Origin of the sequence: Streptomyces violaceoruber (assembly GCF_033406955.1) — a bacterium.
GTDB lineage: Bacteria > Actinomycetota > Actinomycetes > Streptomycetales > Streptomycetaceae > Streptomyces > Streptomyces violaceoruber.
In genome coordinates this window covers 823,888-842,373 of sequence record NZ_CP137734.1, presented here as the reverse complement: position 1 = coordinate 842,373, position 18,486 = coordinate 823,888, and the positions used below count along the sequence as shown (strand labels likewise).

11 protein-coding genes are annotated in these 18,486 nt (G+C 71.6%); 8 read left to right on the top strand and 3 right to left on the bottom strand.

All coding sequences use genetic code 11. The features are described 5' to 3' along the window. Positions 1-90: 90 nt before the first annotated feature. From R2E43_RS04020 to R2E43_RS04005, 4 genes are read left to right on the top strand one after another with little or no spacing between them, the layout of a single operon-like run. Positions 91-1,395, top strand: a complete 1,305-nt coding sequence (locus tag R2E43_RS04020) for an ABC transporter substrate-binding protein (protein ID WP_003972116.1) — start codon at positions 91-93, stop codon at positions 1,393-1,395. A gap of 10 nt (positions 1,396-1,405) precedes the next feature. Next, positions 1,406-2,362 (top strand): carbohydrate ABC transporter permease, encoded by a 957-nt coding sequence (locus R2E43_RS04015; protein WP_003972115.1) that lies wholly within the window; start codon positions 1,406-1,408, stop codon positions 2,360-2,362. Further along, positions 2,359-3,177, top strand: coding sequence for a carbohydrate ABC transporter permease (locus R2E43_RS04010; RefSeq protein ID WP_003972114.1), 819 nt, complete (start codon positions 2,359-2,361; stop codon positions 3,175-3,177). Before R2E43_RS04015 ends, R2E43_RS04010 begins: the two co-directional genes overlap by 4 nt. Next, the gene (locus tag R2E43_RS04005; protein WP_093457525.1) at positions 3,174-5,567 is read left to right on the top strand and encodes a beta-xylosidase/alpha-l-arabinosidase; all 2,394 of its coding nucleotides are present in this window, start codon (positions 3,174-3,176) and stop codon (positions 5,565-5,567) included. Before R2E43_RS04010 ends, R2E43_RS04005 begins: the two co-directional genes overlap by 4 nt. Before the next feature lie 53 nt (positions 5,568-5,620). Here the strand turns inward: R2E43_RS04005 and R2E43_RS04000 are convergent, their stop codons facing one another. Together R2E43_RS04000 and R2E43_RS03995 are read right to left on the bottom strand one after the other, a co-directional pair. After that, the gene (locus R2E43_RS04000) at positions 5,621-6,193 is read right to left on the bottom strand and encodes a dihydrofolate reductase family protein (RefSeq protein ID WP_161270375.1); all 573 of its coding nucleotides are present in this window, start codon (positions 6,191-6,193) and stop codon (positions 5,621-5,623) included. A 65-nt stretch (positions 6,194-6,258) separates the two neighbouring features. Further along, positions 6,259-7,905, bottom strand: a complete 1,647-nt coding sequence (locus R2E43_RS03995) for a PucR family transcriptional regulator (RefSeq protein WP_161270376.1) — start codon at positions 7,903-7,905, stop codon at positions 6,259-6,261. Between the two features lie 151 nt (positions 7,906-8,056). Between R2E43_RS03995 and R2E43_RS03990 the strand changes: the two genes are divergently transcribed. The 4 genes from R2E43_RS03990 (at position 8,057) to R2E43_RS03975 (ending at position 16,125) form a co-directional block, all read left to right on the top strand. Next, positions 8,057-9,325 carry an aspartate aminotransferase family protein gene (locus R2E43_RS03990; protein WP_003972111.1) on the top strand — a complete coding sequence of 423 codons (1,269 nt, stop codon included), beginning with the start codon at positions 8,057-8,059 and terminating at the stop codon, positions 9,323-9,325. Between the two features lie 67 nt (positions 9,326-9,392). Continuing rightward, positions 9,393-10,832: an NAD-dependent succinate-semialdehyde dehydrogenase gene (locus R2E43_RS03985; RefSeq protein ID WP_011031393.1), complete on the top strand. Its 1,440-nt coding sequence runs from the start codon at positions 9,393-9,395 to the stop codon at positions 10,830-10,832. A gap of 57 nt (positions 10,833-10,889) precedes the next feature. Beyond that, positions 10,890-12,335 (top strand): argininosuccinate synthase, encoded by a 1,446-nt coding sequence (argG, locus tag R2E43_RS03980; RefSeq protein WP_003972108.1) that lies wholly within the window; start codon positions 10,890-10,892, stop codon positions 12,333-12,335. A gap of 394 nt (positions 12,336-12,729) precedes the next feature. Continuing rightward, the gene (locus R2E43_RS03975) at positions 12,730-16,125 is read left to right on the top strand and encodes a CARDB domain-containing protein (RefSeq protein WP_332055912.1); all 3,396 of its coding nucleotides are present in this window, start codon (positions 12,730-12,732) and stop codon (positions 16,123-16,125) included. Between the two features lie 36 nt (positions 16,126-16,161). Here R2E43_RS03975 and R2E43_RS03970 read toward each other — a convergent pair whose 3' ends face one another. Then, a complete protein-coding gene (locus R2E43_RS03970; protein ID WP_011031395.1) occupies positions 16,162-18,444 on the bottom strand; it encodes a PI-PLC domain-containing protein in 2,283 nt (760 codons plus the stop codon). Positions 18,445-18,486: the final 42 nt, after the last annotated feature.

Below are 18,486 nucleotides of genomic sequence, written 5' to 3'. Positions count from 1 at the left end.
CACGGCCATTGACCAGAAATCCGGTCTCACTTTACTGTCCGACCAGCATGGACTTTCGGTGATGGTGCCGAAACTTTCGAAAGGCGAACGATGAAGACACGTGCGCGCTTGCCCAGACTGGTCGCCACCGGTGCGACGCTCGCCCTGGCGCTGAGCCTGTCGGCCTGCGGTGACGGGGACGGCGGGGCGTCGTCGGACGACGGCAAGATCCATGTCCTGGTCTACGGGGACGCCAGCAACAAGATCGAACAGCAGATCGTCGACACCTTCAACAAGACCTCCGACGTCAAGGCGGTCCTCGACACCATCCCCGGTGCCGACTACCAGACGAAGCTCCAGACGATCATCAACACCCCGCAGGCCCCGGACATCTTCTACAACTGGGGCGGCGGCAGCATCAAGCCGTTCGTCAAGGCGGACCTGCTGCTGCCGCTCGACGACTTCATCAAGAAGGACCCGGGCCTCAAGGACAACTTCCTGCCGTCCGTCTTCAACAGCGCCGTCGTCGACGGAAAGCCGTACGGCATACCGATGCGCGGCACCCAGCCGGTCCTGCTCTTCCACAACAAGAAGGTCCTCGAGGACGCGGGCGTCCAGCCGCCCAAGACCTGGGACGAACTGCTCGCCGCGGTGGGCAAGCTCAAGGACGCGGGTGTCACGCCGATCGCGCTCGGCGGCGGCGACGTGTGGCCGACCCAGATGTGGTTCCAGTACCTCTACGACCGCATCGCCGGTCCGGAGCTGTTCGCGAAGGCCATCGGCGGCGACAAGAGCGCCTGGGAGAGCGCGGACAGCAAGAAGGCCCTGGACATGATCAGCGAGCTGGTCGACTCCGGCGCCTTCGGCAAGAACTACGACTCCGTCAAGTACACCAACGGCGGCTCGGTCCAGCTGGTGGCCTCGGGCAAGGCCGGCTTCGAGCTGATGGGCTCCTGGTACTACTCCCAGCAGCTCACGGACCACAAGGAGTTCGCCGAGAAGGACCTCGGCTACACCGCCTTCCCGACCGTCGAGGGCGGCAAGGGCGACCCGGGCAACGTCGCCGGCAACCCCAACAACTACTACTCGGTGATGAAGAAGACCAAGCACCCCGAGGCCGCCGCCGAGTTCCTGAAGCTCATGTACTCCGACGAGTTCGTCAAGGCCCACCTCGACATCGGCAACCTGCCGACCACGACCAACACCGACAAGTTCATCGACGACTCGGCCACCCCCGAGTACACGCGCTTCCAGTACGACCTCGTCTCCGACGCCCCGAACTTCCAGCTGTCCTGGGACCAGGCGTACCCGCAGAAGGCCAGCTCGGACATGCACAAGGCCATCCAGCAGTTCTTCAACGGACAGCTCGACACGGACGGCTTCATCAAGGCCATGCAGGCCCTCCCGACCGAGTGACGAACGGCTCATGACCACACACCTCACGAGCGCTCGGCCCGCCGCCGGATCCCGCAAGGAGTCCCGGCGGCGGCCGCCCGCCCCGTCCACGACGACGGTGGGCCGCCCCAGCTTTGCCTGGGCGGTGCCCGCCGCACTGTTCTTCGCCCTCTTCGCGATCGTCCCGCTGATCATGGTGGCGGTGCTGTCCTTCATGAGCTGGGACGGGATCAGCTCGCCCGAGTTCGTCGGCACGGACAACTGGTCGCGTCTCGCCGACGACCCGGTGATGCTCAAGAGCATCTGGCTGACCCTGCTGCTCACCGTGCTCGGCGTGGTCCTGCAGACCCCGCTGAGCATCCTGCTCGGCGTCTGGGCCGCCGGTCACCAGCGCAACCGGGCCGTCCTGTCGGTCATCTACTTCATCCCCCTGCTGCTGTCCGCGACGGCCGTGTCCGTGCTCTGGCGGGCACTGCTCGACCCGAACTTCGGCATCCCGGCGGAGGCGACCTGGCTCTTCGGTGACGGCAACCTGTTCGGTGAACAGACCACCGCCATCGGGGTGCTGGCGTTCGTCAGCACCTGGCAGTTCACGCCGTTCCACACGCTGATCTACCAGGGCGCCGCCCGCGCGGTCCCGCAGGTGCTGTACCAGGCCGCGGAGATCGACGGGGCGGGCCGCTACCGGCAGTTCTTCCACATCACCCTGCCGCAGCTGCGCACCTCCATGATCACCTCGATGATCCTGATGATCGTCGGCGGCCTGACCACGTTCGAGACCGTCCTCATCCTGACGCAGGGCGGTCCCGGCACCGACACCACCATCAGCGCCTACTACATGTACGACAAGGCCTTCAAGAGCTTCGACTACGGCATCGGCTCCGCGATCGCCCTGGCCCTGGTCGTCGCGGCCACGATCATCTCGCTGATCGTCGTCCGGGTCTCCGGCTACGACAAGATGCGCAGCTCCATGGAGGGTGTGTCATGAGGCGCCGACCCAACTACCTGGCCGGCGCCGGCTCGCTCGTCTGGCTCGTCCTGGTCGGCCTGCCGCTGTACGTGATGCTCGCCGCGACCCTGCGCACCCGCCAGGACTACGCCGAGAACGGCCCCGTCTCCCTCCCGGACAGCTTCACGCTGGACAACTTCACCGGCGCCTTCGACTCCGGCTTCGGCCAGTACTTCTTCAACACGCTCGTCGTCACCGCCTGCGTGATCGGCATCGTGCTGCTGCTGGTGCCGCCGCTCGCCTACGCCATCGTCCGCAGCCGCGGCAGGGCCACGTCGGCGATCTTCCGGCTGTTCCTGCTCGGCCTCGCCATCCCGGCCCAGGCCGTGATCGTGCCGATGTTCTACCTGATCAGCGAGGCCGGGCTGTACGACAACCTGCTCGGCGTCATCCTGCCCACGGCCGCGTTCTGCCTGCCGATGTCCGCGCTCATCCTCAGCGGCTCCATGCGCGACATCTCCCCGGAGCTGTACGAGGCCATGGCGATGGACGGCGCGAGCCCCCGGCGCATGTTCTTCCAGCTCGTCATGCCGCTGTCCCGCGGGGGACTGTCCACCATCGTGGTGTTCTCCGCGCTCCAGGCGTGGAACGGCTTCCTGTTCCCGCTGGTCCTGACCCAGTCCGACTCCACCAAGGTGGTCACCCTGGGTCTGTACAACTTCCAGACCGCGCACGGGATCGACATCCCCGGTCTGCTGGGAGCCGTGGTGCTGTCCATGGTGCCCATCCTGCTCGTCTACCTGTTCGCCCGTCGTGCCCTGGTCCAGGGGCTGATGGGTGTCGGAGGAAAGTGACTGCCGACGTGGCTGTAGAGACCACCCCCGAAATCCCCCTCTGGAACGACCCCAACCACCCCGTCGCCACCAGGGTCGACGCGCTCGTCGCCGCGATGACCCTGGAGGAGAAGATCGCCCAGCTGTACGGAGTGTGGGTGGGTGCCTCCGACCAGGGCGGCGAAGTCGCCCCCCATCAGCACGACATGGAGGAGGCCGTCGACCTCGACGCGCTCGTGCCCGCCGGGCTCGGTCAGCTCACCCGGCCCTTCGGCACCGTCCCGGTCGACCCCGCGCTCGGCGCGCTCTCGCTCATGCGCACGCAGGCCCGCATCACCTCGGCCGGCCGCTTCGGCATCCCCGCCGTCGCCCATGAGGAGTGCCTGGCCGGCTTCGCCGCCTGGGGCGCCACGGCCTACCCCGTCCCGCTGTCCTGGGGCGCCACCTTCGACCCGGACGCGGTGCGCCGGATGGCCGCCGCCATCGGCCGCGACATGCGGTCCGTCGGCATCCACCAGGGCCTCGCCCCCGTGCTCGACGTGGTCCGCGACGCCCGCTGGGGCAGGGTGGAGGAGACCATCGGCGAGGACCCCTACCTCGTCGGCACCATCGGTACCGCGTACGTGCAGGGCCTGGAGTCCGCCGGCATCGTCGCCACCCTCAAGCACTTCGTGGGCTACTCCGCCTCCCGCGCCGGCCGCAACCTCGCTCCCTCCTCCGTGGGCACCCGCGAGCGGGCCGACGTCCTGCTCCCGCCGTTCGAGATGGCCGTCCGCGAGGGCGGCTCCCGCTCCGTGATGTCCGCCTACACCGACATCGACGGCGTGCCCGCAGCGGCCGACGAGGCGCTGCTGACCGGGCTGCTGCGCGACACCTGGGGCTTCGAGGGAACGGTCGTCGCCGACTACTTCGGCATCGCCTTCCTCAAGACGCTGCACGGCATCACCGCCGACTGGGCCGACGCCGCCGGAGCCGCGCTGAAGGCGGGCCTCGACGTCGAGCTGCCCACCGTCAAGACCTTCGGGACCCCGCTCGTCGATGCGGTCACCGACGGCCGGGTGCCCGAGGCCCTCATCGACCGGGCGCTGCGCCGCGTCCTGGGACAGAAGGCGGAGCTCGGACTGCTCGACCCGGACTGGAGCCCGGTTCCGCCCGCGCTCGACGGAGTGGACCTCTCGGACCCGGAGGCGCTGCGCGGCCGGATCGACCTGGACCGGCCCGAGAACCGGGAACTGGCCCGCGAGATCGCCGAGAAGGCGGTCGTCCTGCTCACCAACGACGGCACCCTGCCGCTCGCCCGGCCCCGCCGCATCGCACTGATCGGCCCCAACGCCGCCGAGGCCACCGCCGTACTCGGCTGCTACTCCTTCCCGCGCCACGTCGGGGTGCAGCACCCGGAGGTCCCGGTCGGCCTCGACCTGCCCACCCTGTACGACACCCTGACCGCCGAGTTCCCCGACGCCGACATCACCCTCGCCCGCGGCACCGGCGTCGACGACGGCGAGGTGTCCGGCATCGGCGAGGCGGTGGACGCGGCCCGGGCCGCGGACGTCGTCGTCGCCGTACTGGGCGACCGCGCGGGCCTGTTCGGCCGGGGCACCAGCGGCGAGGGCTGCGACGCCGAGTCCCTCACCCTGCCCGGCGCCCAGCAGCGGCTCCTCGACGCGCTGCTCGACTCCGGCACCCCGGTGGTCACCGTGCTGCTCGCCGGACGGCCCTACGCACTCGGCCGCGCCATCGCCGAGTCCGCCGCGATCGTGCAGTCGTTCTTCCCCGGTGAGGAGGGCACCGCGGCGCTCGCCGGCGTGCTCAGCGGACGCACCAGCCCCACCGGCAGGCTGCCCGTCAGCGTGCCCGGCAGCGCGGGTGCCCAGCCGACCACCTACCTCGGGGCGCGGCTCGCCCAGGCCAGCGAGGTGTCCAACATCGACCCGACACCGGCCTTCGGCTTCGGGCACGGGCTCACGTACACCACGTTCGCCTGGAGCGACCTGGTGGCGCACACCAAGGAGGCGCCGACCGACGGTGCGTTCTCGCTGGAGCTGACCGTCCGCAACACCGGCGAACGGCACGGCACCGAGGTGGTGCAGCTCTACCTGCACGACCCGGTCGCCTCCGTCGTCCAGCCGGTGCAGCGCCTCATCGGCTACACGCGGGTGCCGCTGGCCCCCGGCGAGGCCCGCCGGGTGCGCGTCGAGGTCCCAGCCGACCTCGCCTCCTTCACCGGCCGCGACGGCCGCCGGATCGTCGAACCGGGCGACCTGGAGCTGCGGTTCGCCGCGTCCAGCACCGAGCCGCGGCTGACGGCGACGGTCGCGCTCACCGGACCGGAACGGCGGGTCGACCACACCCGGCGGCTGCACGCCGTCTTCGCGCAGGAGACCGTGGAAGGCGCGGTCGAGGGCGCCTGAGCGGCCCATGGACGGCGAGCGGTGGTCCCCGCGACCACCGCTCGCCGGGCGGTTCAGCGGACGACGTCGAAGACGTTCTTCTGGATGCCGTTGGCGTACACCTCGTGCTCGACGAGCCTCAGCTTCCGGGCGTCCTTGTCCGAGTCGCTGAACAGCCGCTTGCCCGCGCCGAGCAGCAGCGGGAAGACCAGCAGGTGGTAGCGGTCGATCAGACCGGCGTCCGACAGGCTCCGGTTCAGGGCGGCGCTGCCGTGGACGATGATCGGACCGCCCTCGCCCTCCTTCAGCGCGGCGACCTCGTCGAGCGAGCGCAGGATCGTCGTCTCGCCCCAGTTCGTGACCAGGTCGTCCTCGGCGAGGGTGGTGGAGACGACGTACTTCGGCATCGCCCGGTACCCGGGGAACTCCGCCATGTCCGGCCACACCGGGCTGAAGGCCTCGTAGCTGACCCGGCCGAGGAGCAGCGCCGAGGCCTCTTCCTGCTCCCGGCCCTTGATCTCGTACGCCTCGGGGAGGAAGTCCACCAGCTTGACGGTCCAGCCGGTGTTCCGGTAGCCGGGCTCGCCGCCCGGGGCCTCCACGACACCGTCGAGCGAGACGAAGGCGGTGCTGATCAGAGTACGCATGCGAGGTTCCCCAACGTGGTCGTGTGCGGTCGGTCCACCCTTACGACCGGTGGCCGGCGGAAAACTCATCGGTCGCGGTCGCCGGGGTGCGGGCGGGCCCGCAGCGCGTCGACGGCGTGCAGGGCCGCGTGGAGTTCGGTGCGCTGCTCGCCGGACTCCAGGTCGCGGCCGAGCAGCCGCTCGATGGTGCGCAGCCGCTGGTAGACGGTCTCCCGGGACAGACCCGCCGAGCGGGCGGCGACCGTCTTGTTGCCCGCCGCGTCCAGATAGCCCCGCAAGGTCGCCACGAGATCGGTGCCGTGCCGGGCGTCGTGGTCGAGGAGCGGGCCCAGCTGCCGCTCCGCGTAGTCCTGGACGCGGAGGTCGTCGCGCAGCGCGAACAGCAGGCCGCGCAGGCCGATGTCGGACCGCTCGTGGAAGGAGCGGCCGGAAGGGAGCGGCAGGCCGGGTGCGGTGGCCTCGGCCACCCGGGCCGCCTCGCGGAACGACCGGGCCACGTCGGCGAGGTCGCCGGCCGGTGAGCCGGCGCACACCGTCGCACCCGGGGCCGCGTCCAGGGCGGTGCGGCTCACCTGCTCCACGGCCTCGCGCCACGGCCGGGACGGGCGCAGCGCCAGCAGCACTCCGAGCCGGGTGGGGGAGAGCAGACCGACCAGGACCTGCGCCCCCGTGGCGGTCAGTTCCCCGCAGAGCCGTGTCTCGGCCGCCCCGGTGTCCTCCTGGGCGGGCAGGTCCGCCAGGACGGCGACGAAGCGGGCGTGTTCCGCGGGCAGCCCGAGGGCCGCGACCCGGGCCCGCGCGTCCCCGGGAGCGCGGTGACGCTGCTCCACCAGGTCGCGCAGGACGTTGCGGTGGGCGGTGCGTTCCCAGGGCGTGGGGCGGGTGAGACGGGCGATGGTGAGCGCCATCGCGGTCCGCTCCAGCACCGTGACGTCCTCGGGGCCGAAGGCGCGGCCGGACGGCACGGCGGGCAGCATGACCACCCGGCCCCACCGCTCGCCCTGGTACTCCACGGGGGCCGTGAGCCACTCCTCGGGGCCCGAGACTCCCGCGCGGTCGGTGACCGGCGTGGTGCGTGAGCGCCGTTCCCAGTCCGTGAGCGCGGCCCCGGCCGTGGACCCCGGGGCCTCGCAGACCAGCGCCCGGTGCACCAGGTCCTCCAGCACGACCGTGCGGCCGCTCATCCCGGCCGCGGCGCGCAGCACCTCCTCCGGGCCCGCGCCGCGCAGGGTGAGGGCGGTGAACGCCTCGTGGACGCCCTGCGTCCTGCGCATCGCCTCCGCCTGGTGGCCGAGGATCAGGGTGTGGACCACCTGGGTGACCTCCAGGAAGTTGACGTCCCTGGCCAGCGTGACGAGCGGCAGACCGCGCGCACGGCAGGCCCCCACCAGGGCGTCGGGCGGCCGGTGATAGCGGCGGACCAGCTCGATGACCAGGGCGGCGGCACCGACGGCGGCGAGTTCGTCGACGTAGCGGCGCACCCCGGCGGGGTCGTCGGGCAGGGGCATGCCGGTGGTGAGGACGAGTTCGCCGCCCTTGAGGAAGGAGGCGGGGTCCGTCAGTTCGGTGATGTGGACCCAGCGGACCGGACGGTCCACGTGCTCCTCGCCGGCGACCACCCGCGGCTCGCCCCCCGCCAGCACCGGCAGCGCCAGCACGTCGGCCACGGTGGGCGACCGGCCCGCCGGGCCCGGCTCCCGGTTCTCGCTCACGGTGCCTCCCTCGGTACTCACGTTACGCCGAACGCCTGACACATCGTCCGGACACGCTGCCCCGGCCGGACAGATCACGCGTTGCTGCGCCCGCCGGGGCGGGAAGGCTCGGGGGACCGCAGGAGACCGACGAGCAGGCCGGGAGACGAGCATGACCGCACTGTCGCCGCACCTTCGCCAGGCCACCCCCGTGGTGGCGGTCCGGGGCGAGGGGGTCCACATCGAGGGCGAGGACGGCCGCCGCTATCTGGACTTCACCGCCGGTATCGGCGTCACCAGCACCGGCCACTGCCACCCCCGGGTCGTGGCCGCCGCCCAGGAGCAGGTCGCCACCCTGGTCCACGGGCAGTACACCACCGTCATGCACCCGCCGCTGCGGCGCCTGGTCGACAAGCTCGGCGAGGTGCTGCCGCAGAGCCTGGACAGCCTCTTCTTCACCAACTCCGGCAGCGAGGCGGTCGAGGCCGCGCTGCGCCTGGCCCGCCAGGCCACCGGACGGCCCAACGTGCTGGTCTGCCACGGCGGCTTCCACGGCCGTACGGTGGCCGCCGCCTCCATGACCACCTCCGGCACCCGCTTCCGGTCCGGGTTCTCACCGCTGATGAGCGGCGTGGTCGTCACCCCCTTCCCGACGGCCTTCCGCTACGGCTGGGACGAGGAGACCGCCACCCGCTTCGCGCTCCAGGAGCTGGACTACACCCTCCAGACGATCTCCTCGCCCGCCGACACCGCCGCCGTCATCGTGGAACCGGTCCTGGGCGAGGGCGGGTACGTGCCCGCGAACCGCGCCTTCGTCGAGGGCCTGCGCGAGCGCGCCGACCGGCACGGCTTCCTGCTCATCCTGGACGAGGTGCAGACCGGCGTGGGCCGCACCGGCCGGTTCTGGGGCCACGAGCACTTCGGTGTCGCCCCCGACATCCTGGTCACCGCCAAGGGCCTCGCCAGCGGCTTCCCGCTCTCCGCCATCGCCGCCCCCGAGGAGCTGATGCGCAAGGCCTGGGCGGGCTCGCAGGGCGGGACGTACGGCGCCAACGCGGTCGCGTGCGCGGCGGCCTGCGCCACGCTGGACGTCGTGCGCGACGAGAAGCTCGTCGAGAACGCCGAGGCGATGGGCGCCCGGCTGCGCCACGGCCTGGAGGCGGTGGCGTCCCGGAACCCGGCCGTCGGCGACGTACGCGGCATGGGACTGATGCTGGCCAGCGAGTTCGTCACCGCCGACGGCGAGCCGGACCCGGAGACCGCCGCCCGGGTGCAGCGGGCCGCCGTCGACGAGGGACTGCTCCTGCTGCTGTGCGGGGCGTGGAACCAGGTGGTGCGCATGATCCCGGCCCTGGTGATCGACGAGACGGCCGTCGACGAGGGCCTGAGGGCGTGGGCCGCCGCCGTCGAGGCCGGTACGTCGGGAGCGGCGGGACGATGACGGCCGCCGCGCACCGCTCCACGACCCGCCCCGCGGGGACAACGCACCGGCGCTCAGGAGGAACCCCATGACCGACACCCCCACGCAGCTCTTCCTCGGCGGTGCCTGGGCGGACGCCGCGGACGGCGCCGTCATGCCCGTGGACGACCCGGCGACCGGCGAGATCCTGGCCCACGTCGCCGACGCGGGACCCAAGGACGCCCGGCTCGCCGAGGAGGCGGCGGTCCAGGCGCAGGAGGAGTGGGCCCGGGCGGCGCCGAGGGCGCGCAGCGAGATCCTGCGCCGCGCCTACGAGATCGTCCTGGAGCGCACGGACGCGCTGGCCCGCCTGATGACCTCCGAGATGGGCAAGCCGCTGGCCGAGGCCCGGGGCGAGGTGGCCTACGCGGCGGAGTTCTTCCGCTGGTTCTCCGAGGAGGCCGTCCGGATCGACGGCGGCCACGGCGTCCTGCCCGACGGACGCAACCGCATGCTGCTGTCCCGGCGCCCGGTGGGCCCCTGTCTGCTGATCACCCCGTGGAACTTCCCGCTCGCCATGGGCACCCGCAAGATCGGCCCCGCGGTCGCGGCCGGCTGCACGATGGTGCTCAAACCGGCCCCGCAGACCCCGCTCTCCAGCCTGGCCCTGGCCGCGATCCTCAAGGAGGCGGGTCTGCCCGACGGGGTGCTGAACGTCGTCACGACCTCGCGGGCGGGGGAGGTGTGCGAACCGCTGCTGCGCGGCGGGCGCATCCGCAAGCTGTCCTTCACCGGTTCGACGGCCGTGGGGCGGCTGCTCCTGGCACAGTGCGCGGACACCGTCGTGCGGACCTCGATGGAGCTGGGCGGCAACGCGCCGTTCGTGGTCTTCGACGACGCGGACCTCGACGCGGCCGTGGACGGCGCGATGGTCGCCAAGATGCGCAACATGGGCGAGGCGTGCACCGCCGCCAACCGCTTCTTCGTGCACCGCTCGGTGGCGGGGGAGTTCGCCGACCGGCTGGCCCGCCGGATGGGCGCGCTGGTGGTGGGCCCCGGCACCGGCGACGGCGTCGACGTGGGACCGCTCATCGACGCCGCCGGGCGGGCCAAGGTCGAGGAGCTGGTCGCCGACGCGGTGGAGCGCGGCGCGCGGGTACTCGTCGGCGGCACCACGCCCGAGGGCCCCGGCTGCTTCTACCCGCCCACGGTACTCACCGACGTCGCACCGGAGAGCCGCCTGATGGCGACGGAGATCTTCGGCCCGGTCGCCGCGATCCTCACCTTCGACGACGAGGACGAGGTGGTCCGCCGGGCCAACGACACCCCCTGGGGGCTCGTCGGCTACGTCTTCACCGAGGGCCTGGACCGCGCCCTGCGGGTCAGCGAGCGCCTGGACGTCGGCATGGTCGGACTCAACACCGGCCTGGTCTCCAATCCCGCCGCGCCCTTCGGAGGCGTCAAGCAGTCGGGGCTCGGCCGGGAGGGCGGCCGGGTCGGGATCGAGGAGTTCCTGGAGTACCAGTACGTGGCGCTGCCGACCGGGTGACGTGGCGACGCCGGAAGAGGCTTTGCATGGTCATGCGTAATGATGCATACTCTTCCTATGTCCAAGGTCCTCACCTCCCTCCCCACCGGCGAGCGCGTCGGTATCGCCTTCTCGGGCGGCCTCGACACCTCGGTCGCGGTCGCGTGGATGCGTGACAAGGGCGCCGTCCCCTGCACGTACACCGCCGACATCGGCCAGTACGACGAGCCCGACATCGCCTCGGTGCCCGACCGTGCCAAGACGTACGGCGCCGAGGTCGCGCGCCTGGTCGACTGCCGCGCGGCGCTGGTCGAGGAGGGGCTGGCCGCGCTCACCTGCGGGGCGTTCCACATCCGCTCGGGCGGGCGGGCGTACTTCAACACCACGCCGCTGGGCCGCGCCGTCACGGGCACCCTCCTCGTCCGGGCCATGCTCGAGGACGACGTCCAGATCTGGGGCGACGGCTCCACGTTCAAGGGCAACGACATCGAGCGGTTCTACCGGTACGGCCTGCTCGCCAACCCGCAGCTGAGGATCTACAAGCCCTGGCTGGACGCGGACTTCGTGACGGAGCTCGGCGGGCGCAAGGAGATGTCGGAGTGGCTGGTCGCCCACGACCTTCCCTACCGGGACTCCACGGAGAAGGCGTACTCCACCGACGCCAACATCTGGGGCGCCACTCACGAGGCCAAGACGCTGGAGCACCTCGACACCGGCGTGGAGACCGTGGAGCCCATCATGGGCGTGCGGTTCTGGGACCCGTCGGTCGAGATCGCGCCCGAGGACGTGACCATCGGCTTCGACCAGGGCCGCCCGGTGACGATCAACGGCAAGGAGTTCGCCTCCGCGGTCGACCTGGTCATGGAGGCCAACGCCGTCGGCGGCCGGCACGGCATGGGCATGTCCGACCAGATCGAGAACCGGATCATCGAGGCCAAGAGCCGCGGCATCTACGAGGCGCCCGGCATGGCCCTGCTGCACGCCGCCTACGAGCGCCTGGTCAACGCCATCCACAACGAGGACACCCTCGCCCAGTACCACACCGAGGGGCGGCGCCTGGGCCGGCTGATGTACGAGGGCCGCTGGCTGGACCCGCAGTCCCTGATGATCCGCGAGTCGCTGCAGCGCTGGGTCGGCTCCGCGGTCACCGGCGAGGTCACCCTCCGGCTGCGGCGCGGCGAGGACTACTCGATCCTCGACACCACCGGCCCGGCCTTCAGCTACCACCCGGACAAGCTCTCCATGGAGCGCACCGAGGACTCCGCGTTCGGCCCGGTGGACCGGATCGGCCAGCTGACCATGCGCAACCTGGACATCGCCGACTCCCGCGCCAAGCTGGAGCAGTACGCCGGTCTCGGTCTCATCGGCACCGCCAACCCCGCCATCGGCGCCGCCCAGGCCGCCGCGACCGGGCTGATCGGCGCCATGCCGGAGGGTGGCGCGCAGGCCATCGCCTCCCGCGGCGAGGTCTCCGCCGACGACGAGCTGCTGGACCGCGCCGCGATGGAGTCCGGCACGGACTGATCCATCCGCCCCCGCGACCGGGGGCCCCGCACCGGCAAGGGCCGGCTCGACACCCGAGGGTGTCGAGCCGGCCCTTCTGCGTGCCCCGTCCGTTGCTCCACCTCGTGCATGACTTGCGTGACTTGCCGACTTGGAACGGTCTGTTCACCGCCCGCGGTTCCGTTGTTGCCAGTTCACGTGCTGCGCAAGCCTGTCGCAAGCAACGCAAGTCGTTTACGTGCCAATTCCCGCCCCAACCGCGACCGTTGACAAACCGGTGACGCGCTAGAAACCTGATGACGCACTTTCCGCAAAGAATCGACTGTCCTGCTCAATTGGCGCGCAGATTCGGTGCTTCCCCCCAACTGCCGGGCCGTCGCGCACTCCCCGACTCCCCACGGAACAGAGGACCCCCATGAGACGGAGATCTCTCGGCCGGCGGACGCTCACGGGCGCCGCCGTCGCCGGGCTGATGACCCTCGGGCTGCTGCCACTGCCCCTCGCCGCCACCGCGCAGGCCGCGACGCCGCCGGTGACGGCCGCCGCCGACGTCAATCTGGCCCTCGGCCGCCCCGCCAAGGCAGGCGGCTCGCACGGCGCCTACCCGGCCGGCAACGCCACCGACGGGCAGCAGGCCACCTACTGGGAAGGGCCGGCCGGCACCTTCCCCGAGTGGCTCCAGGTCGATCTCGGCACCGCCCGCGACGTCGACCGGGTGGTCCTCAAACTGCCCGCCGGCTGGGAGAACCGGACCCAGACGCTCTCCCTGCGGGGCAGCACCGACGGCGCCACGTTCCACAGCCTCGACGCCTCCGACGGACGGGCGTTCGGCCCGGAGCGGGCGGGCACCGTGGCCATCGACCTCGACACGCCCGCCGAGGCCCGCTACGTCCGCGTCGACATCACCGGCAACACCGGCTGGACCGCGGCGCAACTGGCCGAGGTCGAGGTGTACGGGGACGACGTCGACACCGGCCCGCCGCCCACCGGCACCAACCTCGCCCGCAACAAGCCCGCCGAAGCCACCTCCACGACCCAGAACTACGTCGCCGCCAACGCCACCGACGACTCCACCGCCACGTACTGGGAGGCCGCCGGCAACCCGGCCGACCTCACCGTCAGGCTCGGCGCCGACGCCGACGTCAGCGGTGTCGTCGTCAAGCTCAATCCGGACCCGGTGTGGTCCGCCCGCACCCAGAGCATCCAGGTGTTCGGACGGGCCCAGGGCGAGGCCGACTTCACCTCGCTGCGCGACCGCGCCGACTACGCCTTCAGCCCGGGCCAGGACAACGCGGTGACCATCCCGGTCAGCGGCCGGGTCTCCGACGTACGGCTCCGGTTCTTCTCCAACACCGGCGCCCCCGGCGGCCAGGTCGCCGAGTTCCAGGTCCTCGGCAGCGCCGCACCCGCGCCCGACCTCACCGTCACCGGCCTCGACTGGTCGCCCGCCGCGCCCAGCGAGCGCGACGAGGTCACCGTGAACGCCACGGTCCGCAACGCCGGCACCGCGGCCTCGGCCGCGACCACCACCGAGGTCACCGTCGAGGGGCAGGCGGCCGGCAGCGCCGCGGTCCCCGCGCTCGACCCCGGCGAGTCCGCCGAGGTCGCCGTCTCCACCGGCACCCACGCGGCCGGCAGCTACGCGGTCGCCGCCGTGGCCGACCCGAAGGACACCGTCGCCGAACTGGACGACACCAACAACAGCCGCTCCGCCACCGACCGCCTCGTCGTCGACCGGGCGCCCGGCCCCGACCTCGAAGTGCGCTCCATCACCACCAACCCGGCCAACCCGGCGGTGGGCGCCGAGGTCTCCTTCACCGTCGCCGTGCACAACCGCGGCACCGGCGCCGTCGAGGCGGGCTCGGTGACCCGGGTCCAGGCCGGCTCCACCACCCTGGACGGCACCACCGGGCAGGTCGCGGCAGGCGCCACGGTGAACGTGCCGGTCAGCGGCACCTGGAAGGCGACGAGCGGCGGGGTCACCCTCACCGCCACCGCCGACGCCACCGCCCGCATCGCCGAGACCAACGAGAACAACAACGTGCTCGCCAAGTCCCTCGTCGTCGGACGCGGCGCCGCCGTGCCGTACACCGAGTACGAGGCGGAGGACGGCCGGTACGACGGCACCCTGCTCAGCACCGACGCCAAGCGGACCTTCGGGCACACCGACTTCGGCACCGAGTCCTCGGGCCGCAAGTCGGTACGACTCGACTCGACCGGCGAGTACGTCGAGTTCACCTCCACCACGCCCACCAACTCCATCGTGGTGCGCAACTCCGTCCCCGACGCCCCCGGCGGCGGCGGAGCCGAGGCCACCATCAGCCTCTACGCCGACGGCGAGTTCGTGCAGAAGCTCAACCTGTCGTCCAAGCACAGCTGGCTCTACGGCAGCACCGACGACCCGGAAGGCCTCACCAACCGGCCCGGCGGCGACGCCCGGCGCCTCTTCGACGAGTCCCACGCGCTCCTCGACCGGACCTTCCCGCTGGGCACCGAGTTCCGCCTCCAGCGCGACTCCGGCGACTCGGCCGCCTTCTACGTCATCGACCTGATCGACCTGGAGCAGGTCGCGCCCGCCAAGGCCAAGCCCGCCGAGTGCACCTCCATCACCGAGTACGGGGCCGTCCCGGGCGACGGGCTCGACGACACCGACGCCATCCAGCGCGCCGTCACCGACGACCAGAACGGCAGGATCGACTGCGTCTGGATCCCGGCCGGCCAGTGGCGCCAGGAGCAGAAGATCCTCACCGACGACCCGCTCGACCGAGGCCAGTACAACCAGGTCGGCATCAGCAACGTCACCGTCCGCGGCGCCGGCATGTGGCACTCCCAGCTCTACACCCTGACCCCGCCGCAGGAGGCCGGCGGCATCAACCACCCGCACGAGGGCAACTTCGGCTTCGACATCGACGGCAACACGCAGATCTCCGACCTCGCCATCTTTGGCTCCGGCACCATCCGCGGCGGCGACGGCAACGCGGAGGGCGGCGTCGGACTCAACGGCCGCTTCGGCAAGGACACCAAGATCAGCAACGTGTGGATCGAGCACGCCAACGTCGGTGTCTGGGTCGGCCGCGACTACTCGAACATCCCCGAACTGTGGGGCCCCGCCGACGGCCTGGAGTTCACCGGCATGCGCATCCGCGACACCTATGCGGACGGCATCAACTTCTCCAACGGCACCCGCAACTCCACCGTCTACAACTCCTCCTTCCGCACCACCGGCGACGACTCGCTCGCGGTCTGGGCCAACAAGTACGTGAAGGACCCGTCCGTGGACATCGGCCACGACAACCACTTCCGCAACAACACGATCCAGCTGCCGTGGCGGGCCAACGGCATCGCGGTGTACGGCGGTTACGGCAACACCATCGAGAACAACGTCGTCTCCGACACCATGAACTACCCCGGCATCATGCTCGCCACCGACCACGACCCGCTGCCCTTCTCCGGGCAGACCCTCATCGCGGGCAACGCCCTGCACCGCACCGGCGGCGCGTTCTGGGGCGAGGCGCAGGAGTTCGGCGCCATCACCCTCTTCGCACAGGGCCAGGACATCCCGGGCGTGACCATCCGGGACACCGAGATCCTCGACTCGACCTACGACGGCATCCAGTTCAAGACGGGCGGCGGCGCGATGCCGGACGTGAAGATCCAGAACGTCCGCATCGACAAGTCGAACAACGGCTCCGGCATCCTCGCGATGGGCGGCGCCCGCGGCAGCGCGACCCTGACCGACGTCACGATCACCAACTCGGCCAAGGAGGACGTACGGATCGAACCCGGCTCCCAGTTCAAGATCAACCAGTAGCCGGGCCGGCCGGGACCGGCCGACAGGAGCGGCCGGTCACCGGGAAACCGCCCGGCGGCGCGGAGCACCACCGCGCCGCCGGGCTTCCGCCGCGCCCGGGATCCGGCCGGGGGTGCGCTCGACCGGGACGCGGGGGCCGTCCTCGACGCGTTCGGCGTTGAGCTCGTTCACCGCGCCCAGCGCGTCGCCGATCGTCGCGTAGTCCACCGCGATGAAGTTGACCGGTCTGCCGCGCTGCCGTTCACAGTTGTGCGCCCGCTCCAGCACCCGCTGCCGCGAGTTGACGACCCCGGCGTCCAGCCGCAGCCCGCCGCCCGCCGTGACGAAGTGGTTCAGCAGGAACAGCCGCTTGTCCGAACCGCCCCGGTTGGGCAGGCACGACATCTCGTCCGGGCTGCGGAAGGCGAAGGGCGTCTCCATGCCGTACCGGTACAGGTTCCGGTACCAGGGCGCGGGTCCGTCCGCCTTCTCCGCGAAGACGACCAGCCGCCGGCCGCTGTCGATCATGTCCCCGAGCTTCGGCCACGGACGGTCCGGGTCCCGGTCCGGCTCGTACAGCAGGTCCGAGAGACCGGCCCGTTCGAAGGCGTCCTGCGTCGTCACCGCGTCCACGCCGTCCTGGAGGATCAGCGTGACGATCTCCGTCGGGTTGTCGCGCAGCCACTCGCCGATCTGCCGCAGCGTCGGCTCCAGTTCGATGGCCCCGGCGCCGCACACCGAGTGGCACAGCCACAGGCCCGGATGGGGTGGGTTCACCCGTTGCAGGATCGCGGTCAGCCGACGGCGCTCGGCGGGGGAGAAGTCCGAGGTGCTCAGCCGCTCCGCGACCTCCTCGGGCCGCTCCCAGCGGTGGGTGTCGAGCAGCAGGACCCGCGACCCGGCGCCCAGCTGACCGACGATGTCCGGGTCCTGGAGGGGACCGATGAACCGGTCCGCGGTCGTCGCCATCGCGTTGTGCGACGCGAGCTGGGCGATCTCGTCGTAGCGGGCGTCGCACAGCTCGGCACTGCCCTGGCAGATCCGCGGCGAGGAGCCGCTGATCGCCACCGGCGCCAGCATGGTCCCGACGAGGGCGACGGCGGTGACCGTGAAAGTCAGCGCCGGAACGTGCCGCGGATCGGTGAGGACCGGCACGCTGGGCCGGGTCTGCCAGACCCAGCCGACGGTGATCAGCAGCGCGCCCGCGGCGAGCAGGATCACCGCGACGACGACGGCGGTGGTCAGCAGCCGGTCGAGCGCGGCGGCCTGCACGTCGGCGAGCAGCCCCGTGGCCGCGGGCGGCCAGGACGGCGGAGTGCCGAACAGCGTGTCGCCCAGCGTGAGCCGCAGCACGAGCACGGTGAGCGCCATGAGTGAGGCGGCGGCAGCCGGCACCCAGCCCAGCGGAATCAGCCGGCGCTTGGCGGGCGACGGCCGCAGGAACCACAGCAGGGTGAGCGCGGCGGCGCACAGCACGGCCGCCGCCGGTTCCACCACCTCCTGGAAGAGCCGGGTGACCTTGCGCGCACGGTCCAGCGGAGCCAGCGCCTCGGTCCCGGGCTCGACGTCGACGCTCACCACCCACGTGCCCTGCTTCGCCTCCCGCAACATCTCCTCGGCGGCGTCCCGGACCTGGTCGGTCAGGGCCACCGGGGCGATCGCGGCCAGGGCGGAGGCCACGTCGCCCCGGTCCAGGGCCGTCAACACGGTCGATCTGACGCCGTCGCGCGCCGCGCCGTCCGGCACCAGCCGCATCAGCGCGTCCGTGGCCGCGTCCGCCTGGCTGTGGGAGAGCGGCAGCGTCGGCAGCTCGTCCAGCGGAGCCTCACCGGCCACCACCCGCGCCACCAGCTCGCTCAGGTGCTGCACGAAAGCCTGGAAGTCGGGTTCGGACCGCTTCTGCAGCGCCGCGACGGCATCACCGAAGTACGCCTGGCTGAGCCGTTCGACGTTCGCGACGACGGGCTCCAGGTCGACCGTGATCCGCAGCCGCTCGCGGTCGCCCTCCAGATAGTGGACCATTTCCGCGATCTGCCCCTGGCCCATGGTCCGCAGCGTCTCGGGCGGGACCACCACCTTGAGGTTCGAGGTGATGGTCGACTGCGGAACGGGCAGCCGCTCCAGCAGGTCGCTGGTGAACGGCGTACTGCGCGGGTCCACCAGCACCTCGTCGTAGAAGCGCTGGTAGGCGTGCTCGTCCTCCAGTACCTGGCCGTAGAACCCGGGGTCCAGCACCGTACTGCGGACGACGGCCGCCGCGGCCAGGACGGTGAGGCTCAGCACGGCCACGCACCAGACCAGCACCTCGACCCAGGGCGAGCGCCGAACCAGTGCTTTCATGGAACCATTCTCGTATCAGCCGGCCGTAGTGCCGCACGGCGC

Bases quoted from the DNA above. Each gene is read 5' to 3' on its own strand.
- R2E43_RS04020 (WP_003972116.1), top strand. From the start codon at position 91: ATGAAGACACGTGCGCGCTTGCCCAGACTGGTCGCCACCGGTGCGACG.
- R2E43_RS04015 (WP_003972115.1), top strand. From the start codon at position 1,406: ATGACCACACACCTCACGAGCGCTCGGCCCGCCGCCGGATCCCGCAAG.
- R2E43_RS04010 (WP_003972114.1), top strand. From the start codon at position 2,359: ATGAGGCGCCGACCCAACTACCTGGCCGGCGCCGGCTCGCTCGTCTGG.
- R2E43_RS04000 (WP_161270375.1), bottom strand. From the start codon at position 6,193: ATGCGTACTCTGATCAGCACCGCCTTCGTCTCGCTCGACGGTGTCGTG.
- R2E43_RS03990 (WP_003972111.1), top strand. From the start codon at position 8,057: ATGACCGCACTGTCGCCGCACCTTCGCCAGGCCACCCCCGTGGTGGCG.
- R2E43_RS03985 (WP_011031393.1), top strand. From the start codon at position 9,393: ATGACCGACACCCCCACGCAGCTCTTCCTCGGCGGTGCCTGGGCGGAC.
- argG (WP_003972108.1), top strand. From the start codon at position 10,890: ATGTCCAAGGTCCTCACCTCCCTCCCCACCGGCGAGCGCGTCGGTATC.
- R2E43_RS03975 (WP_332055912.1), top strand. From the start codon at position 12,730: ATGAGACGGAGATCTCTCGGCCGGCGGACGCTCACGGGCGCCGCCGTC.
- R2E43_RS03970 (WP_011031395.1), bottom strand. From the start codon at position 18,444: ATGAAAGCACTGGTTCGGCGCTCGCCCTGGGTCGAGGTGCTGGTCTGG.